Source organism: Fibrobacter sp. UWB10 (assembly GCF_900182935.1).
GTDB lineage: Bacteria > Fibrobacterota > Fibrobacteria > Fibrobacterales > Fibrobacteraceae > Fibrobacter > Fibrobacter succinogenes_O.
This window is the reverse complement of sequence record NZ_FXUE01000006.1, coordinates 171,580-196,343: the sequence shown is the minus strand read 5'-3', so window position 1 is coordinate 196,343 and position 24,764 is coordinate 171,580. Positions and strand designations below refer to the sequence as shown.

Here is a 24,764-nt window from a genome sequence, read left to right as displayed (position 1 = left end):
TTCGCCGCTATGCATTGCTGCACCGCTCGACTTGCATGTATAAGACACGCCACCAGCGTTCGTTCTGAGCCAGGATCAAACTCTTCATTAATTTTTTAAAGTCTTGGTCCCGTTAATCACGTTCGTATTATTGACTATTCCAAGAAATCTCTTGGACCCGTCACTAAGCACATCTCCGATTCCTTCAATCTACTCAGCAACCTCTCGGGTTGCTGTCCCTTGATCGCGGCTTACTTGGTTCTTCGCGTTTAGCGTTTCGTTTTCGGCCGTCCCTCTCAGGAACGACGCCAATTATAGAATTTTCAGGAACTTTTGCAAGGGTGTTTTTGCAGAAAAAATCGCATTTTTTTCTTATTTTCGCAAAAAACGGGAATAACACGACTCTTGCGCAGGGAATTACCCAAGAGTTCACAAACTATTCACAACTTTCTTTAAGCGTTTTTTGAAAGACTGGACAAAATTGCCTCAAAAGGGGCATTTTCCATGTCAATCGAAGTGTTCTGAAGTTGCCAACGGAACCATGTCAACTGCCTTTTGGCATAATTGCGGGTCTTTTTCTTGACTTCTTCAACAATATTCTTCATTTCAGAGGCTGTTTTCGCCTGCAAAAGTTCGCGATAGCCCAAACTTTGCCATGCAGGGGCCGTAAGCGGCACTGTTTTAGAGAGTTCGCGAGCCTCTTCTACCCAACCGTCTTTTATCATCTGGTCTACGCGGGCATCAATTCGTTTGTACAAAACATCTCGGTCCCGTTGCAACCAAAAGACAGGAACCGCCCCAATTCCGCCTTCACGTTCCTTCTGATAATCCGACAACTTGCGCCCTGTCGCCTGAAACACTTCAAGGATTCTCACCAAGCGCAGCGTATTATTCGGATTCACGTTTTGAGCAGACTCGGGATCTACCGCGCAAGCCATTTTGTATAAATTATCAGCACCTTCGCTTGCCGCTTTATCTTCTAGCTCTTTACGAATGCTTTCGGGAACAGCAGGAATCTTCGGGAGTCCAAGAAAAAGACTTTGTACGTAAAGCCCTGTACCACCGACCAAGATGTAGTTCTTTTCGGGATTTTCTGCCAGCAAGTTTTTTACTTGGCGGCAAAACTCCCCCGCCGAAAAAGTTTCAGTCGGCGGCAGAAAATCAACCATGTGGTGCTTTACCCGTTGCAGGCTAGCAGCGTCCGGCTGCGCAGTGCCAATGCAAAAGCCTTTGTATACCTGTCTAGAATCAACCCCGATGATTTCGGCATTAAACGATTCCGCAAGTTGCAGGGACAGTTCCGATTTTCCGATTCCGGTCGCTCCGACCAAGGCAAACACAATAGGCATACCGGCAATTTAGTTATATTAGCACCTACCATGGGAAAAATGAAACACATTCTTGCCATAATTATTGTTTTGCTGATTTTAATCGGAGGGTTCGTATTCGCGCTCCCGATGCTTACCGAGCTTTATAAGACAAAGGTAGAAGGCAAGCTTATTCAAAAAGATTCGACAGAGGAACAGGCCGAAAAACAAGACACCCGTTCGTTCGAAGAAAAAATGGACGCAGCCCTATCTCCTTTACAGGTAAGCTACTCCAAACGCAAGAAGCGCCATATATGGACTATGGGCGGCGGCGAAACAGTCATTATGTATTTGTTGCAGCTCAAGCGATTCGTCGACAAAAACGGCGGCAAGATTCTTTATATGGAAGAAATCTACAACCTGGATCCTTCCATTTTCCAGGCTGCACAAGTGGACCTTTTAAACGATAAAGGCGATTCACTCAAACTGGAACTTCAAGTCTCCCGCAACGAATTCAAGCCGGGCGCATCGCTGCTTGCAGTCGCCTTCCAGGTTACCAGCTTGACACCCGAACTGATTGTCGCCCTCAAGAAACTGGAATACCCCTACGACCTGCTGATTCCGCCATTCGGTTTAAGTGACGAAGAATACAAGAGTCTAGACAAAATAAACAACATGAGCGAGACACTTTGGCTCACGTTGGAATCCACCAAATTGAACAAGGCCCACAACAAGCTAAGACCCCTACGCATTCACCACACCGAAGAACAAATCGAGACCGTGATTGGGGACGCACGCACCAAGTTCCCGCAGGCAAGGGGAATCGTATCGCGCTATGGCGAACAGGCTGTAGAACACAAACAGCTTTTACAGGCCATTTTGAAGCCCGCCAAGGATCGCGGACTCTGGTTTATGGATATTTCGGCAAACAAGCGTTCCATTGTCATGCAGACTTGTAAAGAACTTGAAATGAAATGCAAAACCGCCACTGCCTACAACCGTGAAAACAGCTCGATAGACGACTATACCAAGGCAAAAATCAGGGAAGCGAAGCGAAACGGACTTGCCGTCATGATTCTCCCCTTAAATACAAGCTCTATCGAAAAATTGAGCGATTTGCCGGCAAAAGCGAAAGCCCAGGGTACCACTCTAATAAATTTATCTACTTTTATGAAGAAATGACAAGGAGCCTTGTATGACCGTAAAACTTGGATTTAACGTTGATCATATCGCCACTATCCGCGAAGCCCGCAAAATTTGCGAACCGGATCCGATTGCAGCGGCAGTACTTGCAGAACTGGCAGGCGCAGCAAGCATTACGGTACATTTGCGCGAAGACAAGAAGCATATCCAAGACCGCGACGTTCAGCTTTTGCGCCGCACGGTGACCACCAAGATGAACTTGGAAATGAGCCCCACGCAAGAAATGCTCCAGGCCGCAATCAACAACCAGCCCGACACCGTGACGCTTGTTCCCGAAATTCACACGGAACTTTCGACCGAAGACGGCTTGAACGTAGCCGCCAAGGCCAACGACCTGATTAAGCCAGTCATGACGCTCAAAAACAACGATATTTCTGTCGGTGTGTTCATTGACGCCGAAACCGAACAAGTCAAGGCCGCCAAGAAGATTGGCGCTGACTTCGTTGAATTCAACACGGGCAAGTACGCCACCAGTTGCACACTCGGAAGCACCGAAGAAGTGGAACGCGAAATTTCGGCACTTGAAGACATGACAGTCCTCGCCCGCAAATACGGCCTCAAGGTTAAGGCCGGCCGCGGGCTCAACTACCGCAATGTGGGCGCCATCGCCGCTATCGAAGGCATCGACGAAATTATCGTCGGCCACAGCATAGTCAGCAAGGCGGTCATGATCGGAATCGACCGTGCCGTACGCGACATGATTGAAGCCACCAAGGTTTAAAAAGGGAATTTAAAATTCCCTTTTTATATTTAAGGGCAACAAACATTTTTATTTAGAGGGGCAAAAAAAAATGAAGCACGGCTTTACTTTAGTCGAGGTATTGGTCGTTATTGTCATTCTTGGCATATTGTCGGCCGTTAGCATTCCGAAAATTTTCGGACAAATTGCAAAAGCCAAGGCAAGCGAAGTTTCCGTTGCCGCAGGATCTTACATAAAGCTTCAGGACGCGCATGTTGCCCACAAGGACATGATCGGAAGTTGGAATAGCATTGGTTTTGCAGCACCGGGTGGCGGCACAACCAACTACTTTCAATATTCTGGCTGCGTATCCGGCGATATAAGTTTGGAATCTACCGAAAGCGTTATTGGGCTCAAGATTGCAAGCCTCACGGATTTGAACGATTGCCCCGCCGGAAGCGTTTGGGCCGTTTCAATGACTCCTACCGGAAGCCATGTCGACTACCAGCAAATCCTTTCGTCTGAGGACTGTCTCCCATTAACAGTTACATGGGCTATAGGAGCTGTTGCTGAATGCAGTGCCGCAGCCACAAGCGACGACAACAACGACAGTGATGACAACAAGAGCGGCGACAACGACAAGGAAAAGAAAGAGAAAAAAGAGAAAAAAGAGAAAAAGGATAACGGCAACAACAAAGCCAAAAAGAACTAGTAGTCCTTATACTCTACATTCTGAAGTACAAGCCCTTGGGGCGGCGCCCACGTGCGTTCGCCCTTAAATTTTTTGTCAAAAATAGTTTGAACGGTCCCCAGCGGAAGCTTGCCGCGACCGACATCGAATAACGTTCCGACCATGGCCCTCACCTGGCGGTGCAAGAAGCGATTCCCTTTAATGTGGAACATGCAACTCCAATCATTCAGGCGCTCCAGGCGGAATTCCGTAAGAATGCAATCTGTCGGTTTGCCGTCGTTTCGAGGAATGCAGAAATCGATAAAATCATGGTGACCCAAGAAGGACTTGGCCTCTTGCTCCATGGCATCCAGATCGAGATTCAAGGAACCGCACTCCCAGCCGAAGTCACGCAAAAGAGCAACAGGGCGGGTAAAAATCGTATACTGGTAATACCGGCACAAGGCGTCGTATCGAGAATGGAAATCCGGCGCACACGGTTCGAGGTCACGAATGCGGATAAGCCTTTGCGTAAGCCCATTAATCGAACGGACTATTTTTGCGCAATCTATTTCACCATCGAAATCAAAATGCACGCATTGCCCGCGGGCATGCACGCCCGTATCGGTACGGCCAGAGCCCGTAATGCGCACTGGCGTACGAAGAGCGACGCTAAACGCTTGCTCTAGCGCAGACTGAACAGTAACAAATTTGGTCTTTCCGCCCTCGTTCTGGGCCTGCCAGCCGTAAAAGGCGCTGCCCAGATATTCGCAGCGGTAACGATAACGCATTAGCCCATGGCTTCCTTGATGACCGCTTCAACCTTTTCCTGAGAAATCTTCAGGCTAGAGGCGATAGCCGAGGCGGGGAAACCGCGGCGGGACATCTGGAGAATCTTCAATTTTTCGTTGGATTCACGATCGAAGCGCGTTACTTCGAGCGGGCTTTTGAGGTTCGGATCGCCTGTGAGGTTGCGGCTCTGGGCGCGCAACTTCATCGTGCGTTCGCGAGAAAGGCCGCGAGGAGCACGCAATACGTCAGACAGATTCTGCATTGCAGAGGTGATACGTTCCTTGGCTGTGGGCCTGAGAGTCGGCTTATTTTCGATAGCACTCGTCAGAATCTTGTTTTCAGGAACACCGTTTTCGTCTTCGAAAGCGACCTTCGGCTCTTCTTCGGGCTTGGGTTCCTGCTTTGCAGCAGCTTCTTGAGCAAGAGTTTCACGCTTTCTGGCTGCATACGCCTCGGCGTCAGCAATAATGGAGCGCTTTTCGCGGCGCGGGCGCGGCGGAATAGTCGCGTCATCAAGCGAAGCCTTCGGTTCCTTGAAACGTTCGGCCTTAATAGCTTCCATACGGCGGGTAATAATCTCTTGACGCTTTCTCAAAACAAAGATCAAGACGACAACGCAAACGGCAATGGCAAGAATGCCACCCAAAATCCATTTGACAATATCAGATGCGTGAGACTTTTCTTCGACAGCGGTACCTTCCGAAGAAGCAGAAACCGGAGCAGAACGCATCGAGGACAATTCTTCCCATGCAGAGTCAAGCTGCAAGCGGATATTTACCTGAAGGTCAGGATCAGCCTTTGCATTCCAGAGTTCAAGTTCAAGTGAATCAATTTTAGAGCGTGCCGTCAAATAAGCTTCGGCATCAAAGGAATTTCCTGAACCAGAGAAATCCGTCAACAGATAAACAGCCAAAGCGGATGCCAGGACAAGCAGCACGATGGGAGCTAAAAACTTTTTCATAGCCTAAAAATAGTAAAAAAAAGAAAATATGCCCAATGAGAATTGTTGAGAATGTTGAAGAAATCTCAACGCTTTTCAACAACACCTATCGAAAAGCCCTCCCATATTCCCATCCAATTTCTATCTTAATGCTCAAGAACTCTTTGTTCTCCTCCTAACCCCCAAAAAGCTCAGTTAACGCAAGTTAACTGAGTTTTTTTTTGTAGCCGACTCTGCCATTCTGTAAAGTTAAGTTCACAAAAAAATATGCAAGGCACCTCGCCTTGCATACAAATTAATCAATAAAGTTCAGGTTTCGATTACTGTTTCTTGCCCAATGCATCGGCCAGAATCACACGATTGCCGCCAGACTGAACAGCCAGTTGCATCGATTCTCCGGCTGCCTTCAGAAGGCCGCGAGCGTCGCCCGCATGCACCGGCATTACGGCAACACCCATGCTGAGCGTGGTTTCAAGAACCGTATCGCCATAGGCAATCTTGAGCTGAGAAATTTCGTTGCGGATTCTTTCGGCACGGTCACGCGTAATCTTGAGGTCTGCACCAGGCAGAATCACGCAGAACACATCGCCTTCGTAACGGCACGGAATGTCTTCGTTGCGGACATAGCCCGGCAGGCGCTGGCCCAGTTCCCACAGGAGCTGTTCCACGGCATGACGGCCACGCTGTTCCTGAATATGCGAAACAGAATCCGGGTAAATCATGACAAGCCCAATCGGCGAGCGATGGCGAGTTGCCGCCGACACTTCGCGGATTAAGGATTCTTCCATGTAGCGACGGTTGAACAATCCAGTCAAGCCATCGCGAATGCTATGCTGCTTGTAGCGGGCATTCAAGTTCTGGGTCGCAATATAGAGTCCAAACGTTGCCGCAACCGCACTCACCTTGGCATGCCAGTCGTCCATGGTTTCGTTGTCGGGCAAAGCATCGGTCTGGAGCGAGAAAATACCGAAATGTTCTTCAACCCCTTCAATCGGAGCGCAGAACGAAATGCCATGCGGGTGGTGATGCAAATGGGTACAACCACCATTCACGCTCGGATTCGAATAATCCGTAATGACAATGTCTCCGGCATCGAAGCTGGCGCATTCCACAGGGCGAATCACATCGTCACTAAAGACTGTTTCGCCAAAGCCAAGCACCTTGTGCAAGTCCGTCTGGGTTCCAGCATACATGTAGAGGATTCCAGATGCATTCGGGAACAACAGCGGGAGCAAATCTTGCAAGGACTTGATCACTTCGGGGACCGGGCGATCCTTCAAAAGGCAGCGTGTATACTTTTTCCAGGCATCCAGAGGGAACTTGACGCAAATTTCATCAACCTTTTTAGCAAGAGCTTCTTTCGAAGAAATTGCACCCGACGGAAGAGGCATATCTTCGGGTTCAGGAGCGGAGGCCATCGGATCGGGTTCATTCACAGAAATCCCGGACGACATAGTCAACTTCGAATCCTTGATGGAATAAAGCGCTTCATTAAAGTCTTCTTCGGCAATGTCGAGCTTACGCTTGCACACATTATAGAGCACCAAGCCAAGAACAGCGCCCCATGCCCCGATAAAAACGAACTTGCCACTAATGGGAACCGTCGTCTCAGGCACAAAGAATGCGATGACGACACCTGTGACAAACGCAACTAGCCAAAAGAAATAAGTAAACATGCTCATGTCATTAAATGTAGCTTAAAAAGGGAAATTGTTGACAGCCGACTCATAAATAAACGCAAAAAAACAGGAACTTAGCTAAATTTGTAAATATGACCATTCTTGAAAAGATTGCCCTTGCCCTCCCCGCTGTCGAATCCCCCGCCCGCTATATGGGTGGCGAAGCGAACAGTGTCGTAAAGGACCACAGCCAGATGCTTTGCCGCATGGCATTTGTGTTCCCCGACAAGTACGAAATCGGCATGAGCAATAACGGAATCCGCATTCTGTACCATGTCATTAACCGCGAACCGGACTTGCTGTGCGAAGTTTCCTTTGCTCCGTGGGACGACATGGCAAAAGAAATGGAAAAATACGACATTCCGCTGTACAGCTACGCAAGCTATACACCGGTGCGTGATTTCGAAGTGGTCGGCATGACGCTCCAGACGGAGCTCAACTTTACGAATGTGCCCTACGTGCTTGACATCGCGCGCATTCCCGTGTGGCAAAAAGACCGCCGTGAAGAAGATCCGATTCTGGTGGCAGGCGGCCCTGCCATGGCAAACCCCGAGCCGGTCGTAGACTTTTTCGACGCCTTCATGATTGGTGATGGCGAAGACATGATTATCAAGTTCCTGCGCTGCGTAGGCGAAGGACGCAAGGCCAAACTCCCCCGCGCCCAGATTCTAGAGAATTTGTCTAAAATCGATGGTGTGTACGTACCGAGTCTGCGCCCCACTGTCATCAATGAATTTGGCGACATCGTTCCTGCAGAACCCGCCAAGGGCAGCTACCAGAATACGAACGGAGTGCGCAGGCAGTTCATTCCGGTAATGGACCCGAAGAACTACCCCATCAAGAACTTGATTGCCAACATGCAGCTGGTGCATAACCGATTCAGCGTCGAAGTCATGCGCGGTTGCGCCCAAGGTTGCCGTTTCTGCCAAGCCGGCATTTGGTACAGGCCCTGCCGAGAACTTGACCCCGATGACGTTTTGGACATCGCCAAAGCAGGCATCAAGGCTACCGGCGAACGCGAACTTGGACTTCTTTCGCTCTCTACCGCCGACTACAAGCCTGTAGAAGGCCTGACCGATTCCATCATTGACGACCCGTTCTTCGACACTGTAGATGTAAGTCTCCCGAGTATCCGCGTGAACGCCTTCGGCGAAACGCTCGCCCAAAAGATTTCTGCCCTCAAGGGTGGCCGCAGCGCGACCTTCGCTCCCGAAACGGGTTCCGAACGAATCCGCAAGATGATCAATAAGACCATCAGCGACCAAGACATGTACAACGCCGCCGAACACGCCTTTAGTAGCGGATTCAACAAGATTAAGTTGTACACAATGATCGGTTTCCCGACCGAAAACGAGCAGGATATGGAAGCGTTCTGCAACCTGATTGAAAACCTCGTGAAAATCGGTCGCAAGTACCTGCGCGGATGCCAGATTGCCGTGAGCATGGGCATTCTGATCCCGAAGTCCTTTACCGGTCTGCAATGGGCTCCGTTCATGGACAAGGAAACCGCCCTCAAGCATATCCGCTACGTGCGCGAACGATTCTTTAGACACCCGAACGTGAAGGTGAACTGGGCCGGCTGGGAAACAAGCTTCCTCGAAGCCATATACAGCCGCGGCGACCGCAGGCTCGGCCCCGTGATTTACGCCGCCTACAAGAAGGGAATTATCTTCGAAAGCGACTCTTACCGTTTTGATTTTGAAAAATGGCAGCAGGTCTGGGAAGAATGTGGCTATGACACCAGCTGGGTGTACCGCATGCGCGAAAAAGACGAAGTGTTCCCATGGGATTTCATTCACGCCGGTACAAGCAAACAGTACCTGCGCGGCGAATGGGAAAAAGCATTCAAGGAAGATTCCGCCCCCGTGCCCAACTGCAAATGGGGTGATTGCCAGAAGTGCGGTATTCCGGGCTTCGGCGCCGAAATCAAACTCGCTAACGACCCGGTACGTCACAAGGCTCCGAGCCGCACGCCCGAAGAAATCAAGAAACTTGTCGCTGAACGCCGCCCCACGCAAAAGAGCTGCCACAGCTACAAGATTACCTTCAAGAAAACAGGCCTCAGCCGATTCTTGCCGCACCAGAACATGCTCAGTTTCTTCGAACGCACGTTCCTTTGCGCAGGCATTCCCATCAAGTTCAGCGAAGGCTTCAGTCCGAAACCCCGCATTTCGAACATGGGCGCACTCCCGCTCGGTCTTGAAACCTACTGCGAAGTCATCAGCGTAGACCTTCTGCAACCGCTCGACATATCCAAGGAAAATCTGCCAAAGATTATGGCCGAACTTTCGAGGCCCTTCCCGCGCGGCATGGAAATCGTGAACATAGAACCGCTCAAGGAAAAGCTATCGAAGCACATGCCGACGGCAATGATTTATTCATTCACGCCTGAATCCATTCCCGAAGGCATCATGGAAAAGTTTGAAAGCAAGACGCTCCCCGTGGTACTCAACCACCGCGGTCAAGAAATCAACTTGAACGAGCATATTCTTGGAATTCAAATTGCAGGCGGCGCCATTATCCTTAAAATCAAGTGTAACAACATGGGCACCACCGCCAGCCCGTTCAACATTTACGCAGCCCTGATGGGCGTCAATTTCGATCCCAAGAAGCTTGACGAGGCGTCAAGACGCTTCCTTATCAAGAAAATTGCGATGGAATGGTAAAACTTTAGCAAAAGTTATAACACTTTTGGACATTTTTTATTAGTATTCCTTATGGATTTTTGAAACCCCCATTTAAGGAGTAACTTATGAAAAAAATGTTTCTTGCAGCCGTGACGGCTCTCGCCTTGTGCTCCTACAGCTACGCACAGGACGACGAATACGAAGATGAATACGAAGACGACGCCCCGGCTCGCGTTGAAGCACCTGCTGCAGACGACGAAGAAGATGAAGCTCCTGCAAAGCCGACTAAGGCCACCAAGAAAGCCAAATCCGACGGTTCCGCATTCCTCGGTATCGGCATGGGCCTCACCTCGAATTTTAACGATATGCAACTGAAGCAAATCGACGTTAAGATTAAGCTCAACGAAAGCATGATGGTAACCGGCATCATCGGCCTTTATCACCACGGCGAAACCACAACCGAAACCACGGCTGGCGGTGTCTCTTCCGAAGTGGATGCAGAAGACAACTACACCGGACTTGCAATCGGCGCAGGCTTTGACTACTTCTTGCCCATGCCGCTTATGCTGACCTCTGCTGGCATTGACCTCATTTACGTGAGCAACGGCGAAACGGAAACCACCGATGTTGCAAGCAACACCAAAACGACCGCATCTTCTGGCGACTTCCTGATTGACCTCATGTTCGGCGTCCACGCAGAAATCGTTCCCAACTTTATTCTGACGGGGAAGGTTGGACTCGGCTTCGACTACACCTATACATCCACCGAAGCCAGCAACGCTCTTGGTTCTGTCACGGTCGACAATTCTCGCTTAGACTTTGGCCTGAAGGCCGGCGTTTACGCCTCTTGGTTCTTCATGTAATCAAGAAGACCTGTTAAGGCAAAAAAAATTTAGACCGTCCACTAGGGCGGTCTTTTTATGTTCATCCAGCGCTTCGGCAATAGGCTACCGGGCCTATTGCATTCGCTTGGCATTATTCCGCAGGTAAGATAATTTCGATATGTCGCGTACTCACGTTCAAGAAGTGCGTACGGAACAGGTCCTTTTCGCTCCTGTCACTCACACGCACTTGCGTGACGGCAATAAAGTCCTTGTTTTCACGGATGTAGTCCGTGAGACGTTCATCGCGGAGCGTATCGATTTCGCCCGTGATGATAAAGCTGTCGGTCCAAATTTTTACTAGCATGCTATAAATATAAAGTTTTTTTTGTTTGCAAGTAGAAAAAAAGCGTTTTTTTGTTGCTTTTTGCCTTTTTGAGTGTATTTTAGGGATATAATATAGCTGTTGGGTGTTCCCAACCAAGGAGTTTACCATGGCAACGAAAAAGGCAATCAAACTGACCCCCGGCAAAATGATCTACCATAATCTGGAATTTATCGATAGCGATGTCGGGCGCCCGATTAGAATTCTTTCCGAATTCATGGGTCCGTACCAGATTTTTGCACAAGAAGGCATCAAGAACACCATCGTGTTCTTCGGTTCTGCCCGCACGCTCCCCATGGCCGAACTCAAGAAACGCCAAAAGAGCTGCAAGAACAAAGCCGAACTTGCCCGACTCAAACGACTGGAAGCCGTCGCTGAATACTACGACGCCGCACGCGAACTCGGCGCAAAACTTGGCCGTTGGGCAAACAAGCAACACGACCACGGATTTGCGGTGATGACCGGTGGCGGTCCGGGCATTATGGAAGCGGGTAACCGTGGCGCAAACGATGTGGGCACCTCTTCGGTTGGCCTGAACATCAAGCTTCCCTTCGAGCAGCACCCGAACCCCTACATCGACGACGATCTGAACCTGCAGTTCCGCTACTTCTTTATCCGTAAGTACTGGTTCATGAAAATGGCCAGAGCACTCGTGGTGTTCCCTGGCGGTTTCGGCACGCTCGACGAAATGTTCGAAATCTTGACGCTGATCCAGACAAAAAAATACGGCGACAAGATGCCCGTCGTGATTTACGGCAGCAAGTACTGGAACAAGGTCATCAACTGGAACTACATCGCCGAAACAGGCATGATCGACAAGGACGACCTCAAGCTGTTCCATTTCTGCGATACCGTAGAAGATGCTTACAATGTCATTACAACGGCTCTCGAAAAGACTATGGATTAATCTCAAATAACTTTTATTGCAAGGTGTCGCTCTGCGGCACCTTGTTTTGTTTTGGGGATTAGCTAAATTTGGGGCATGATTCGAAACATTCTGGCAGAAACATTAGATCGAGTATCTAGAAATTTGGCTCTCCGCCCGAACTACACCATGGAAGAATACCAGCGGTGGTTCGACCAGAATCCAGAATACATGCACAACGGTGCCATGCAGCACATTCAGCTCGTCGAGCCCCTGACACTCGAAGGCACCAACAACCTTTACCGCGCCCAATACTGGCTGGAACACCCGAACGACCCCAGCCGCTATGTGGAGCAAGAAATCGTCGTCAAGATTTGCAAGTTCTGGGCAAGCCCCGGCAAGAACAGACTTCACCGTCTGAACAGTCTCTTGAGCGCTTTCCAAGACGAAATCCGCATTAACAACCTGATTCACGCCACCAATATCGAAGGCGTGGTGCAGAGCATGGGCGGCGGCATTGCCGGCAGACACCCTTACCTCAAGATGGAGTTTATTAAGGGTTGCTCTCTGGATAGGTTATTCAAGAAAGAACTAAGTGACGACGAAATCCTGCATCGAGTCGCCCAACTCGCCTACCTGGCAAATACGATTAGCCAGTTGCATTACTACCAAGTGGTGCACAAAGATTTAAAGCCCAAGAACTTGCTCTTGTGCCAAAATCCGCAACACAAGAACAACCACAAGATTCTCGTGTGCGACTTCGGTTACGCTCAGGCAAAAATGCGCGACACCATCACCGAGTACGGTGGACAGATGACGCCTTGCTACAGCGCTCCCGAACAGGCTATCATGGGTGAAAACCTGTCGGCCTCGGTGGACTACTTCAGCTTCGGCATTATCGTACACGAATACCTGACCGGCGAAAAGCTGTTCCCGCATTCAATGGACATCTTTATCGAAGACGGCTACCGCATTACCGACCGTTACTTGGAATATCTGAAGACCGGTCGCGAAAACCGCTTCCACGATCCGAGATTCCCGGAACTCACGCAGTGGATTGACAACCTCACCATTTTCGACAGCTTTGAACGTATGCAAAGTTGTCCGAATTTGTTTGATATCGCTCACAAATTGCGCGAACGCGTAAACGCCCAAGGCTACCGCGACGTGAACACGGACTTCTTGTGGAATCAGCTGCGCGAATACAATCGTTTTTAATAAAAATAAAATTTTCACTTTCTAATTCATTAGTTATATTCAGGGTATGAAAAAGCCCTCTATCTCGAATGTTATCGCTCTTTTGAAAAAAGTTAAGCCAATTCATTACTTGGTCGTTTTGGCAATTATTGGCATTGGCATTTTTAATGCCGTCACCGGAGTCATGCCGCAAATCAAGCAAGGCCGCTACGAAAGGGGAATCGAAAAATCTTTCAACAAGTGGTGGGAAGAAGAAGGCGCAAACCAGTTCAAGGTCGTCGGAGTCGAACCGACCGAAAAAGTCAGACAAGAAGAATTTGAGCAGTTCCGCAACAGGGCTCTTTCTATCAAGCCTTCGTACATTATCGAAGACCGCGTAGAAGTCATGAGAAAAGATTTCCGAGAATGGTGGGAAATCAAAGGCGGCAAAGAAGAATTTATATCAAAGAATAACCGCTACCCGAGCGAATCTGACTTTAGGCAAGAACTTGCAAAATGGATTGATAGCTACACCGACAAATTCGCACGCTACAATATGGCATTCGTGCCCAAGAAAGAACAGTACGATCGTCTGCTCACTAGCTGGATTCTGTTCCCGAGCGTATGGAGCTACATTCTGTTCGCCGGACTCTTTGTATTTGCGCTGGTGCACTTGGAAAAGCGCTGGCAATGGTTTATTCTGTGGGGTTGCATTGTAGGCTGGGCACTCGCTGGCGGTATTTTTGTAAACCTCATGACCGGCACGAGTTTCTTTGACCATTACAGCGGTGAACGCTACATGGGCATGAGCCTGACTATTGCATTCTTGCTTGGCGCAACCGCATTCGCCCCGCGCAAGGAACTGACATCACAGATTCTTTCGGCAATTTGCTTTACCGGACTCGTGCTCGACATGGCGGTTAACTGGTTTATCAATCCGAATATTTTCGGCGCCGTCACCGTGCTTTCGCCCGTTGCCTTTGGAGCAGGCGCATTTGCCGGCCTGAAAATCGAGACTCGTCGCAAGACCCGTTTTGAACTCAAGCAAGAAGCTTTGGCAGAAAGGGCGCGCCGCATAGAAAAGCGCAACCCCATGGCCGAAATGAAGAGTAAGACTCGAGCCATGATTCAATCGGGTATTGAAAATGCCAAGGGCGGTCGCCCCGAACAGGCTCTGAGCTTGCTGACGCAATCGATGGTCCAGCTTTTGCAGGAACATCCCATCGACAAGGCTGCGGTTCTTTCGTTGGCAGATAGCATGAATAAGCTCTACATCGAAGTTTCAAGCAACCAGTGGCTTGAATGGGGCGAAATCGCGAAGACCAAGAACGCTCCCGAAGCAGCCATCATGCTCTTAAAGAAAGGCCTTTCGCTTGAAAAAGACAAGAACTTCGCAAGGCGCGCCCTCTATACCTTGGGCGAGACCTGCGTCATTCGCGAAATTGACGTTGAAGACGGTCTTAAGCACTTGCGAAAAGTCATCGAGATGAACAAAACCGACATCTTGGCTAAGCAAGCGCAAAAGATCCTGGATTCCTACAAGGCCCTTACCGATTCTTCAAATAACGGCGATTAACACTACCGTTTTTCGAATATTCAACCACCATCACGTGGGCTGCCGGCATTTTGGCCGGCATTTGCATACCCGTAAACAACGGGCGGCCTTGCAGGTCAAATATGCGATAGTAGGCTGTTTCTGCTTCAGTGCCGAGATTCACGCGTTGGGCAATCGCGGTCGTTGCGCTGCTGCTAGATTCCATTTCAGAAGAGCTGGATTCAGGCACTACGCTTGATGAAGATTCTACAAGCGTTCCCTCGACCGTAAACGTAACGTATTCCGACATCCAAGTGAGCCCGGAGTTATCCGTCACGACAGCGACAGCAGAATGCGTGCCCGGAGCAAGGCCTTCGGCATTCACCTGGTAAGGCGACGCCGTCGCAGAGCCGACTAAAGTCGTTCCGACATAAAAATCAACCTTCTTGACAGAGCCGTCGTTATCCTTGGCGATGGCACTCAAGGTGACAGCCTTGCCGGCATCGAACTTGGCACCGGCAGAAGGCGCCGTCATCGAGACGCTTGCAGCCTTGTTGCTTTGACCAAAGCCCTGGTCGTATTCAGGCATTTTGCCGTAACGGCCACCCACGCCCGAGAGGTTCGGAATTTCTTTCGGGAGGTTTGCGACGGTGCGCTTTTCAAAACTGTAGCTCGGGTTGAAGGTTTCTGCCTGCGGAATGCCCTGCGTTACCGTACCGTTGTAGCGGTGCTGTTGCTTGGTCTTGCTACCCAGCGTAACTCCGCTAAAGTACACATAGCCATAATCGCCCCATTCAGCGAGGTAACCGTTGCCGTTATCGATGTAGCTGTTTTCGTAGCGCACGTAAGCCTTGGCGCTTGCGCTATGGCCGTTAGCACCTGCCACAAAGAATCGGTTATAATCCACATACTGGTTGTACAAATGCACCTGCGAACCGTTGTTTTCGCCGGTGACCTTCGGCACGCGGCCATAGGTATTGTGCCAGTAGTTATTTGCATAAGTCAAATGGGCGTCTTCGACAAGAGCCATGTAAGGGTCGGTACCCCAGCAGTTGTATTCATTTGCTCCGTCAAAATCCAGATAGCTGATGGTCGCATCGTCCAAGAATTCCATATCCATGCCATCGCTAATCCACTTGTAGCTAATATGGTCAGCCCAAAAACCTTTCACATGCTTCGAGGCGGTTCCCACCGTTTCAAGGCCGTCGCCGCCTTCGATCAAGTGCGGGTTCACGTCGTAAATGGCGAGGTTGCGGTAAATGTGGTTGTACGAGCCTTCATTGCTGCGAATGGCAATAGCGGCCCCGCGCAAGTTCGCGCCGCGGCCCATACCCACCAAAGTCTTATTCGCCTTGGTAGTAATCCAGTTGTCCCACTGTTTCAAATTTTCGCTTTCTTGCACAATCTGCACGCCGCTTTCGTTCAAGTCGGCGCAGCTATTTGCCTTAAAAGTAATGCGGTAGAACGTATTGGTCTTGCCCGTGACAGCGTTCTTTTCGTCACAAGTCTTTTTGCACCAAGTGCGGCTCTTGCTCTTGGCTTCGGTAACGGCATTCCTGAGCTGTCTAAAGTCGTAAGTGCCTTCGGGTACCAGAATCGTCACGGCATCGTTACTCTGCAAATACTTGCGAATGCTTGCGGAATCGCTTGCGAAAACGATATTGCCAGCGGCGCCACCCGTCGTAGAAGCACCGAAGCCTTCGGCCTTCACATTGAATGTGAACAACAGAACCGCCGTCGGGTCTGTTTCGGCAGAGGTCCAAATCCACTTGGCTTGCGTGTTTGCAGCAAAGCCAGAAAGTGAGCCGCCGCTCGGGAGCTTGTCGCTAGAATAGCTGAGGGCAGTAGCGCCACCCCACTGCGAAAGGTCGCGGCCCTTGTTTTTCCAAGAAGCGTTACCGACCGAAGGTTTCGATTTCCAGTCACTGCCGGAATAGTAAGACTTGTCGAGGTCATCAATTTGCACCAAGACGCCCGGGGCGCCCTTACCGTTCACGCCCACGACCGAAATTGCATTTTCGCCAGGGAGGAACGTCATCGGAACAAAGCGTACGCGGCCCGCCTGATTATCTTCGGCAAGGAGCGCGCCATTATGGTAGAGCCTGTAGCCGCCATCGGCCACGATCCAGATACCCGGACCCTCGCCCGCATTGTATGTCGCGGCAACCAACTGCGAACCAACTTTGTCACCACCGCCATAAGCGGCTTCCGACGGAAGCGTCACCACCTCTGTCGCCGGAATTGCGGCGGTAGAAATTCCAAAAAGCGAGACAACGCCCGCCAAAGCCAACCCAACATCCTTTTTTACTCCCATTTTTTCCTCTTTTTTGAGCTATTACACCATTTATAATCTAACTATGACACTTCTATTTTCAAAACGTTATCTGCCAAGCACGTTAATATGTGTTTGGTTGTTGACAACGACTTGTAAAAAATCGTTTTACGCAAAAAAAATACACTCCTATCGGAGTGCTGGGTAGGGTTTTCGAAATTTAGGGTTGTCCGCGGACTACGGCCGAAACCGTCTATTATTCAATCGAGCCAATCCCTTCGAATACAATTTCATCTATTTCCAGGAAAGATCCGTTATAGATAAAGATGCTGAATATGCCAATTTCGCTTGAGATTTCGTCCCAAGAGACTTGATAATTCTTACTGTCCACGATTTCTTCGCCTGGGCGTAAGACCAGTTCGGTCCATCCATCGCTCGCCTTCGTAAACCACAGCGCCTTGTTATAGTTGTTATTCTCGATTTGGCGGTAATGTTCAAGCGCAACGGCAAACATGCAGTCACCGCGGACTTTCATACGGACTGCGGAAAGTGCGCTCAAATCATAGTAGCCGGAATCAAGCCCAAGGTGCGTCCCGAGCATCACGTAGCCCGAATCCTGGATGGTAAACTTCAGCGAAAGATACTTTCCGCTAGCAACGTCATCAATCAGCGCACTCGTAAAGCCCGTACTATCGGGACTTTCGAAGGTAGCCCCCTTGTGCGGTATGTAGTACCAACCGTAATTCGGGTATATTTTCGCCAAATTGTTCAGATTGTCACCGTCATCAAAATCCTCGAAAACGTATTCGTGAGACAAATCCTGGAACCACAGGAGCGTGTCAACAGAAGTGCCCGCGTCAAGCGAAATATCGCCAACGGGCTGACTATTCGCGACAATGGTATATAGACCCGCCGGAACATGCGTGAATACGAAATCGTTTCCATCATTTTTGGCGCAATAGGGAGTCGCATCAAGCATCACGGAACTGCCCAAGACAGTAGAATCGGAAACGGCCGCCCCGGTACGCACCGTAAGCGATACAGACGGCAAGAGCTCGATTTCATCTGCCAAGGAATCTGCCGCATTGATTTTTGTCCACACCATAAGCGAGGAGTCCTCGCCGGCAATTCCCTCGACATAGCACCTTGCACCTTGGCACTGATCCAGCCGAGTCTCGAACTGCACCATTCCGGAATCATCTGCCGTGGAGGTTTCCAGCGCAGTGACATAAGACGGGAGGAACTGACTCACATCCTGGATATTCACGTCTTCGGACGGACTTTCCGCAGGAGTGAAACCAGCACGCTGATACAAAGTGACGCGCGCTTGTGGCACAGGCTTGTGAACTCCATCAAGCGCAACGACCGCAATCCCGTTCGTCGTTTCGCTCGTGGCTCCGGCAGTTTCAGGGCCGCTGTCGGAACAGCCCGAAAACGCCGCCAGAATCAGGCCGAGCACGAAATAAAACAATTTATGAATCCTAAACACCTGGAACATTTTTACCGTTCTTCCTTTTTCATCATCGGGAATAACTGGAAATTTAATTGATAAACGCTGTCGCAAATTTGCGAAGGCATCGCATTGACCACATTTACGATGGATTTTCGCGTTTCGGCGAGGATATCGCGGATTTTTTGGATCTGTTTTGAGTCAAGCGCCATGGTGAGCGTGCTGATATCGCGCTTTTCCTTCGGCGTGTTGGCTATCGAGTCGCGCGCCAGTTCCGCAATACGTCCCTGGTAGTCGCTAATGGTGGCACTCAGCCAGTGTTCCTGCGTGCGGAGATGCGCCTCGGTGGGTTCCACGCGGCCATCCTTGCGTTGGCGGGCAAGCCCCAACTGCAGCAACGCCTCGACCGCTTTTTCAACCTGCGTAGCGGTAAGTTTCGGAATGCATGTCTCGGCGAGTGCGGCGGCATTTTGCGGGCCCCGATAATCAAATACATCGAGCGCCGAGCGAATCATCGGATAGTACCACTGTTGAAAATAACGGTAGCGAGCCTCATCAAGTTCGCGGCAAGCAGCGGGGCGCATTTTCTGGAGTATTTCAAAATGTTTGCGCACCTCTTCGTCGGTCTTTGCCTTGCCGTAAGCGACCATTTCGCGGAAATATTCAGCCTTCGCCTCTTTGAAACGGAACAATTCAACGAATGGTTCAACACCTTTCGAAGACACATGACGCTTACCCTGCAAGATTTTCACCAAGAGACTTGCGTCCATGTCCACAGCAGACGCAAAGACCCGATAGCTGAAGGTCGGATCGAGCGACTTTTCGAGTTCGTAAAAGTCCTGCAGGAATTTACGGTAGTCGGTGTAATCGTATATGTTGATTTTGTTTCTTGCGAACATGGTTGACCCGTCCCAATAATATAGTTTCTATTATCAAAATAATCTATTTTCGTAACTGCTTTTTAATGTTTTTTTTCGGAGTTGTTGACATTTTTGTCCACGCCCTTCCCAAAAAAAACTCCTCGAAATGCATTCACAAGCATAAATTTAGGGTACAATGGTGTATCAAGGAGTTTGAATGTTTAAAAGAAATACAGTCGCAATTCTTGCGGCAACCCTCGCAACAACAGCTTTCGCCACCAAGTACGAAGCCGAATCGGCAACCGTATCTAGCGAGGCAAAAATTGTCAACAGCAGCGGCGTCTCTGGCACAGGGTACGCAAGCCTCCAAGAAGGCAACATTACCTTCACGGGAGTCACCGCCGAATCCGCAGGCAAGTACACGCTCACCATCCGCTACAAGGCGGGCGATTTCAAGGCAAACTACCTCAAGGTAAACGGAGCGACCGCAGGCACGATTGACTTTGCGGCAACGACCGGGTGGGCGGACATCACAACGGCCGTAACGCTCAAGGCAGGTGCAAATACCGTCGCTATCGAAAAATACTGGGGTTGGATCGACGTGGACTACATCGACATTTCTGCCTACGAATCAAAGCCCTTCGAGCTCTCCGCAAGCCCGGTCACCCCGAACGCGACCGAAAGCGCAGTAAAACTCTACAGTTTCTTGCGCGAAAACTTCGGCAAGAAAACAATTAGCGGAATCATGACCGGCGACATGAGCGGCTACACGCTGGGAGCCGACTTCAAGACCCACGACGACGTAAAGTACATCTACACGCGCACGGGCAAGTACCCGGCACTCGTCGGCCTCGACTTCCTTTTTGCAACGGGCCCGAACGCTTCCGGTAGCTGGAACATGGAATACACCGACAAGGCGATTTCTATAGCGAAGGGTCTCTGGAAAGCAGGCGGCATTCCCGCATTCACCTGGCACTGGAAGGATCCCCTCGACAAGAAGGACGCATTCTACATCCAGAGTGCGGCAGGGACCAACGAATATACGGACTTCGACTTCTCTACCGGATTCAAGAGCGGCACCACCGAATGGGACACCGAAAGTGCGGCCTACAAGGGAATTATCGCCGACATTGACCATATTGCCGATTACTTCCTCGAACTGCAGAAAGATGGCGTTGCAGGCATTTTCCGCCCCCTGCACGAAGCGGGCGGAAAGTGGTTCTGGTGGAGTATCAATTCGGGCGAGCAGTTCGCGGCCCTCTACCGCCTGGTATTTGACCGCATGGTGAAGGTCAAGGGCGTGAAGAACATGATCTGGGTGTTCAACCCCGAAGGTTCTACCGTTACCACCTGGGATCCGGGCAGCGAATACTACGACGTGCTTTCTATCGACATCTACAACAGCGCAAACGACCATTCAAGCAACGCGAGCGCCTTTGACAAGTTCAAGAACGCATCTAATGCCACGAAGATTATCGCACTCAGCGAAAACGGTCCCATTCCCGACGTGAACAACATGCACACCGACGAAGCCGTATGGAGCTGGTGGATGCCGTGGTACAGCACCTGGAGCGGAACCTGGCCCGGCCAGACGAAGGATGCCGTGTGGAAGAGCAACATGGGTGACGAACGTGTTATTTCGCTCGAGGACATGCCCGGCTGGGACAAATACAAGCCCAACCAGGATACCTCTACGACACGTCTTGCAAAGGTATCGCCGTTCTACGGCCCTGCAACAACAATCGGCATCTTTGACATGAACGGCCACTATGTGGGACTCACTACGCAGGGACTTCCGCAGGGGCGCTACATCGTGCGTCAAAGAATCCAGGGACGCAACTTGAATGCGGTATACATCAAAAAATAACTATTGAGTCGGTTTCAACGAATTTTACAGGCGACGCGAAAAAAATGAATACACAACGGGGGTTGGAGTTTATTTTTGGAGCGTCGCTTTTTTGAATTGGAGTGTTTATGGGTTGTTTTACTTTAAAAAAGGCGAACACAACCGCAGCTTTTTTGTTATGCGGAATGTGCGCCTCTTACGGGATTACCCCGAACAAGTTGGTTTCTGGCGGTTTGCCGGCTCATACAGGAGCCACAACGACAGATTACCTGACGGATGGTTACTTGACCAACTGGAAGAGTAGCAGCGCCAAGGAAATCGCGTTGAACGTGGGCGAAGGCCCCCAAAAGCTCTTGATCAACTGGGAATCGTTCGGCGATTGTGCTTGGGCGACCGATTTCACGAGCGGTTGCGGGCACTCGGGAGTCGCACTCTCGAATTTCAAGATTTTGACTTCGGCGAATTCCACCGACGGTACCGACGGAGACTGGGAAGTGGCCGCCACCATCCAGAACAACCCCGTGATGGCACGTGGCGTAACCATCGACTTTGCGGGCAAATCCTGGTTCAAGATCGCAAGCGAAGGCGATGTGGGCAAAATTCTTGAAATTGAAGCCTTCGACATGAGCGCAGGCGGAACCGACACCTGGTTCTTTATGGGCACAAGCATCAGTCAGATGGGAATCAAGCAACAGGATACCGATTCCACCACGGCGCAGCTCATTCATGCAAAGTTCCCGGAATACACGCCCGCCATGTTGCGCGGTGGCATTGGCTGCATCAACAGCACCGAAGTCGTGGAACACCTGAACGAATATCTGGAATACGCTGGCAACGTCAAATTCTGGGCAATCGAAATGGGTACCAACGATGCCTGGGGCGGTGGCGATTGGAACCTGAACACCTACGTGAGCAACATGCAGACGATTATCGACTCTGCAAAGGCTCACGGAATCACGCCCGTGATTGCACGGATTATCGCGACCGATTCCGCAAAGGCGGGCTGGCAAATCAATCCGGCATTCTTGAAAGCCGTAGACAAACTCGTCGAAAATAACGACCTGCCGCAGGGTCCTGATTTCTACAGTTACTTTAAGGAACATCCCGAATTGTTGGCGAGCGACGGTGTACACCCGAATGCCGAAACCAAGGGCGGTCAAGCCATGCACCACTTGTGGGCAGAAGCACTGGCGCCCTTATACGCTGTAGGTGACACCGCCGCCAAAACGCCAGACTCCTCCACGACTTTAAAGGCGACAAGTACGTTTATGGTCCCCCGAATTTACGCGCAAGGGAAGAGTATTTTCGTTGAGGGCAACTTACTAAATGCAACCTCCGTAACCCTTGTTTCTGCAACGGGGCAACTCATTTCTCAAAAGGCCCTTTCTAAGAATTACGGACAGGTACAATTTGAAAACATCCCGACGGGGCAGTACATAGTCATTATCCGTGGCAAAAATGCGGTGCAGACAAGTATCGTACGGGCAAAGTAAAAGAGCAAAACTTCCTAAACCAAACAAAGAGGCACCCCGAACGGAGTGCTTCTTTTTTTTGAAACGCAAACATTGGTGTTGACACAATTGTCCACAGTAAAAGAATAAATAACGCCTTTTCCTTTTAGTTTAAGTTTATATTAAAACCGGTTAAGGATGTAGACTCGATGGGGGTGCGTATGCACAAGTTTTCCTCGGGTGTTATAGCGGTTACTTTTATCGCCGGGATGTTTGGAGGTTGCTCGGAATCGCCCGAAAGTGGGTTAACTCCCCCCACCGAGGGCGATTCCTCAGCAACGAATTTTCCGGATTCGTCAAACGCTGATTCTCTTCAGGGAATCAGTTCCGAAACCGCTTTCAGCGCAGGCGACACCCATTCTTCGAGCGGACTCACTGCAACAAGTTCATCGGACGTTTTATTTATTAGCTCCTCCTCGTCTGGTGAACTTGCTGTCCCCCCAGTTTCATCAAGCGGAACAGGATTTTCATATATTGCACCTGCAAATTTTTCCGACACTGTAAACGGCGTCTTATTTGACATGGTTCATGTTCCGGGAGGTTCGTACACACGCGGGTGCGACAACTGCGCCGAACAAGACAAAATTTACGAGACACCCGCGCACAAGGTAACCGTCAGCGACTACTTTGCCGCCAAAACCGAAGTCACAGTCAGCCAATGGAACGCCGTCATGGGCGGCAAGAAAAACGCTTGGGAATCAGGAAACGCCCCCAAAATAGGTGTAAGCTGGTTTGATGCGAATAATTTTGCTTGTAAATTAGGGCAATTGACAGGCAGGCAATACCGCCTGCTTACCGATGCCGAATGGGAATTTGCTGCTCGCGGAGGTAAGGATGGGATTGCCGACAGCTTCAAATTCTCAGGAGGCAACGCCATTGACGATGTCGCCTGGTATTCCGAAAACAGCGGTGGCAAGGCACACGACGTCGCCAGCAAGAAGCCGAACAAGCTCGGGCTTTACGACATGAGTGGCAATTCCTGGGAATGGGTGTACGACTGGCTCGTGGGTTATACTGCAGGCGATAAAGTCAACCCGGTTCAGCTCACGGGTTCTGGCAACAAGACGCGACGTGGCGGCAGTTACGGCGAGCCCGCCGAATTCGCTCGGGTGAGCCGCCGGGCCATCCGTAGCCGCGATGGCGCCGCCGACATGGGATTTAGGCTAGGGGCCTCTACCGAACTTCCGCCGGGAATGATCAGCGCCTGCGAAGCGGCGAACCCGAGCGACGCGGTTTGTGCCGGAGACAAAAACCGCGACTGCCGCCTCATTACCGCAGCAGACGAAGCCTGGATCAGCGACGACTATACCGTTATCATCGGCGAAGACGGAATTGCGGCGGTTTCAGGATTCCCGAACGTTTCCGGCCAATGGTACACGCTCAACAACCGCAGCTTCAACGTGGTCACCAAAACCGGAACCAAAACGTACGCCTACTACGTGTTCAGCCAAGATGAACTCACCATGATTAGTGACGACGGCATTCCTTACCGACTGTACCGCCGTGCTGCAAGCGAAGCTAAGAACAAGGTAAGCCTTACGACCGTAAGCAACCCGAAAACACTGGAACAGTTGATTGCCGCCGTAGAACCCGAGCGTCTCGTGACAGACGAACAACTCGCCCACCCCGATACAAGCGTACGCGACCCGCGTATTGCTGCCGCAAGTGGATACACCTGGTTCTTTGACGGGCGTTGCTGTGGCGGCAACCACAAATACCGATTCCACCTCGACAAGAATGGGGACGCCGAATTCGTAGTGATGGATTACGACGACACGCATCACGAGAATATCCTCGCAAAGGGCCGCTGGTTCACTGTGGGCAACATCGGGCTACACATCGTGCTGAACGGGAAATACTTCAACTACCTCTACACCGCTGGCGAACGCACCATGAGCTACAGCGAATATATGCCTGCAGGCCCCATTTTCTGCCACATTTCATTCCAAAGTTATGAACGAGGCGACTTCCGCATATTCAACAAGACCCTTTACGATGACAAAATCAAGCGTCCCCGCGGCTTCAACGGAGAAAACCCCGTTTATGAAGCTGGTGATTACCAGTGGGGGTCATAATGCGCACGTACATTTTCATCTTTGCCACCGCATGCATTGCAGCACTCACGGCATGCAATGACAAAGTATCTAGTCCCGATATTGAATCAAGCT

19 protein-coding genes and 1 rRNA gene are annotated in these 24,764 nt (G+C 50.5%); 11 read left to right on the top strand and 9 right to left on the bottom strand.

Annotated features, from left to right (window positions below):
* A 16S ribosomal RNA gene (locus QOL41_RS13290) occupies positions 1–91 on the bottom strand; the annotation flags it as partial.
* 340 nt (positions 92–431) lie between these two features.
* Positions 432–1,328 (bottom strand): tRNA (adenosine(37)-N6)-dimethylallyltransferase MiaA, encoded by an 897-nt coding sequence (gene miaA, locus QOL41_RS13285; RefSeq protein ID WP_283430149.1) that lies wholly within the window; start codon positions 1,326–1,328, stop codon positions 432–434.
* Between the two features lie 30 nt (positions 1,329–1,358).
* On the opposite strand from miaA, the gene QOL41_RS13280 reads away from it, so the two are divergent.
* From QOL41_RS13280 to QOL41_RS13270, 3 genes are all read left to right on the top strand, one after another.
* A complete protein-coding gene (locus QOL41_RS13280; protein WP_173654119.1) occupies positions 1,359–2,468 on the top strand; it encodes a divergent polysaccharide deacetylase family protein in 1,110 nt (369 codons plus the stop codon).
* Positions 2,469–2,481: 13 nt separating this feature from the next.
* Positions 2,482–3,210, top strand: coding sequence for a pyridoxine 5'-phosphate synthase (locus QOL41_RS13275; protein WP_173654118.1), 729 nt, complete (start codon positions 2,482–2,484; stop codon positions 3,208–3,210).
* A gap of 70 nt (positions 3,211–3,280) precedes the next feature.
* Positions 3,281–3,880 (top strand): prepilin-type N-terminal cleavage/methylation domain-containing protein, encoded by a 600-nt coding sequence (locus QOL41_RS13270; protein WP_283430148.1) that lies wholly within the window; start codon positions 3,281–3,283, stop codon positions 3,878–3,880.
* Here the strand turns inward: QOL41_RS13270 and truA are convergent.
* The 3 genes from truA to QOL41_RS13255 all read right to left on the bottom strand — a co-directional run bounded on the left by truA (position 3,877) and on the right by QOL41_RS13255 (position 7,252).
* Complete coding sequence (gene truA / locus QOL41_RS13265) at positions 3,877–4,629, bottom strand: tRNA pseudouridine(38-40) synthase TruA (protein ID WP_283430147.1); 753 nt, start codon at positions 4,627–4,629, stop codon at positions 3,877–3,879. The genes QOL41_RS13270 and truA overlap by 4 nt on opposite strands.
* Complete coding sequence (locus QOL41_RS13260; RefSeq protein ID WP_283430146.1) at positions 4,629–5,591, bottom strand: hypothetical protein; 963 nt, start codon at positions 5,589–5,591, stop codon at positions 4,629–4,631. Before QOL41_RS13260 ends, truA begins: the two co-directional genes overlap by 1 nt.
* A gap of 299 nt (positions 5,592–5,890) precedes the next feature.
* Positions 5,891–7,252, bottom strand: a complete 1,362-nt coding sequence (locus tag QOL41_RS13255; protein WP_283430145.1) for a GGDEF domain-containing protein — start codon at positions 7,250–7,252, stop codon at positions 5,891–5,893.
* Positions 7,253–7,341: 89 nt separating this feature from the next.
* Between QOL41_RS13255 and QOL41_RS13250 the strand changes: the two genes are divergently transcribed.
* The gene (locus QOL41_RS13250) at positions 7,342–9,915 is read left to right on the top strand and encodes a TIGR03960 family B12-binding radical SAM protein (protein ID WP_163436780.1); all 2,574 of its coding nucleotides are present in this window, start codon (positions 7,342–7,344) and stop codon (positions 9,913–9,915) included.
* Between the two features lie 86 nt (positions 9,916–10,001).
* Entirely contained in the window at positions 10,002–10,739 is a 738-nt protein-coding gene (locus tag QOL41_RS13245; RefSeq protein ID WP_283430144.1) for a hypothetical protein, read from the top strand.
* A 112-nt stretch (positions 10,740–10,851) separates the two neighbouring features.
* Here the strand turns inward: QOL41_RS13245 and QOL41_RS13240 are convergent, their stop codons facing one another.
* A complete protein-coding gene (locus QOL41_RS13240; protein ID WP_073057624.1) occupies positions 10,852–11,064 on the bottom strand; it encodes a DUF6812 domain-containing protein in 213 nt (70 codons plus the stop codon).
* 127 nt (positions 11,065–11,191) lie between these two features.
* Here QOL41_RS13240 and QOL41_RS13235 point away from each other — a divergent pair, with 127 nt between their 5' ends.
* The 3 genes from QOL41_RS13235 (at position 11,192) to QOL41_RS13225 (ending at position 14,699) form a co-directional block, all read left to right on the top strand.
* Positions 11,192–11,989 carry an LOG family protein gene (locus QOL41_RS13235; protein WP_283430143.1) on the top strand — a complete coding sequence of 266 codons (798 nt, stop codon included), beginning with the start codon at positions 11,192–11,194 and terminating at the stop codon, positions 11,987–11,989.
* A 75-nt stretch (positions 11,990–12,064) separates the two neighbouring features.
* Positions 12,065–13,165 (top strand): protein kinase domain-containing protein, encoded by a 1,101-nt coding sequence (locus tag QOL41_RS13230; protein WP_173654110.1) that lies wholly within the window; start codon positions 12,065–12,067, stop codon positions 13,163–13,165.
* Positions 13,166–13,211: 46 nt separating this feature from the next.
* Positions 13,212–14,699, top strand: coding sequence for a tetratricopeptide repeat protein (locus QOL41_RS13225; RefSeq protein ID WP_283430142.1), 1,488 nt, complete (start codon positions 13,212–13,214; stop codon positions 14,697–14,699).
* Here the strand turns inward: QOL41_RS13225 and QOL41_RS13220 are convergent.
* From QOL41_RS13220 to QOL41_RS13210, 3 genes are all read right to left on the bottom strand, one after another.
* On the bottom strand, positions 14,671–16,971 hold the full coding sequence (locus QOL41_RS13220; RefSeq protein WP_283430141.1) for an Ig-like domain-containing protein: 2,301 nt from the start codon (positions 16,969–16,971) through the stop codon (positions 14,671–14,673). The two genes, QOL41_RS13225 and QOL41_RS13220, sit on opposite strands and share 29 nt — an antisense overlap.
* A gap of 214 nt (positions 16,972–17,185) precedes the next feature.
* On the bottom strand, positions 17,186–18,388 hold the full coding sequence (locus QOL41_RS13215; protein ID WP_283430140.1) for a hypothetical protein: 1,203 nt from the start codon (positions 18,386–18,388) through the stop codon (positions 17,186–17,188).
* A 41-nt stretch (positions 18,389–18,429) separates the two neighbouring features.
* Positions 18,430–19,278 carry a TIGR02147 family protein gene (locus QOL41_RS13210; RefSeq protein ID WP_072801375.1) on the bottom strand — a complete coding sequence of 283 codons (849 nt, stop codon included), beginning with the start codon at positions 19,276–19,278 and terminating at the stop codon, positions 18,430–18,432.
* Between the two features lie 178 nt (positions 19,279–19,456).
* Here QOL41_RS13210 and QOL41_RS13205 point away from each other — a divergent pair, with 178 nt between their 5' ends.
* The 3 genes from QOL41_RS13205 (at position 19,457) to QOL41_RS13195 (ending at position 24,671) form a co-directional block, all read left to right on the top strand.
* Positions 19,457–21,106 carry a glycosyl hydrolase gene (locus QOL41_RS13205; RefSeq protein WP_283430139.1) on the top strand — a complete coding sequence of 550 codons (1,650 nt, stop codon included), beginning with the start codon at positions 19,457–19,459 and terminating at the stop codon, positions 21,104–21,106.
* 107 nt (positions 21,107–21,213) lie between these two features.
* A complete protein-coding gene (locus QOL41_RS13200) occupies positions 21,214–22,578 on the top strand; it encodes an SGNH/GDSL hydrolase family protein (protein ID WP_283430138.1) in 1,365 nt (454 codons plus the stop codon).
* 179 nt (positions 22,579–22,757) lie between these two features.
* Positions 22,758–24,671, top strand: coding sequence for a formylglycine-generating enzyme family protein (locus QOL41_RS13195; RefSeq protein ID WP_283430137.1), 1,914 nt, complete (start codon positions 22,758–22,760; stop codon positions 24,669–24,671).
* The last annotated feature ends 93 nt before the right edge of the window (positions 24,672–24,764 follow it).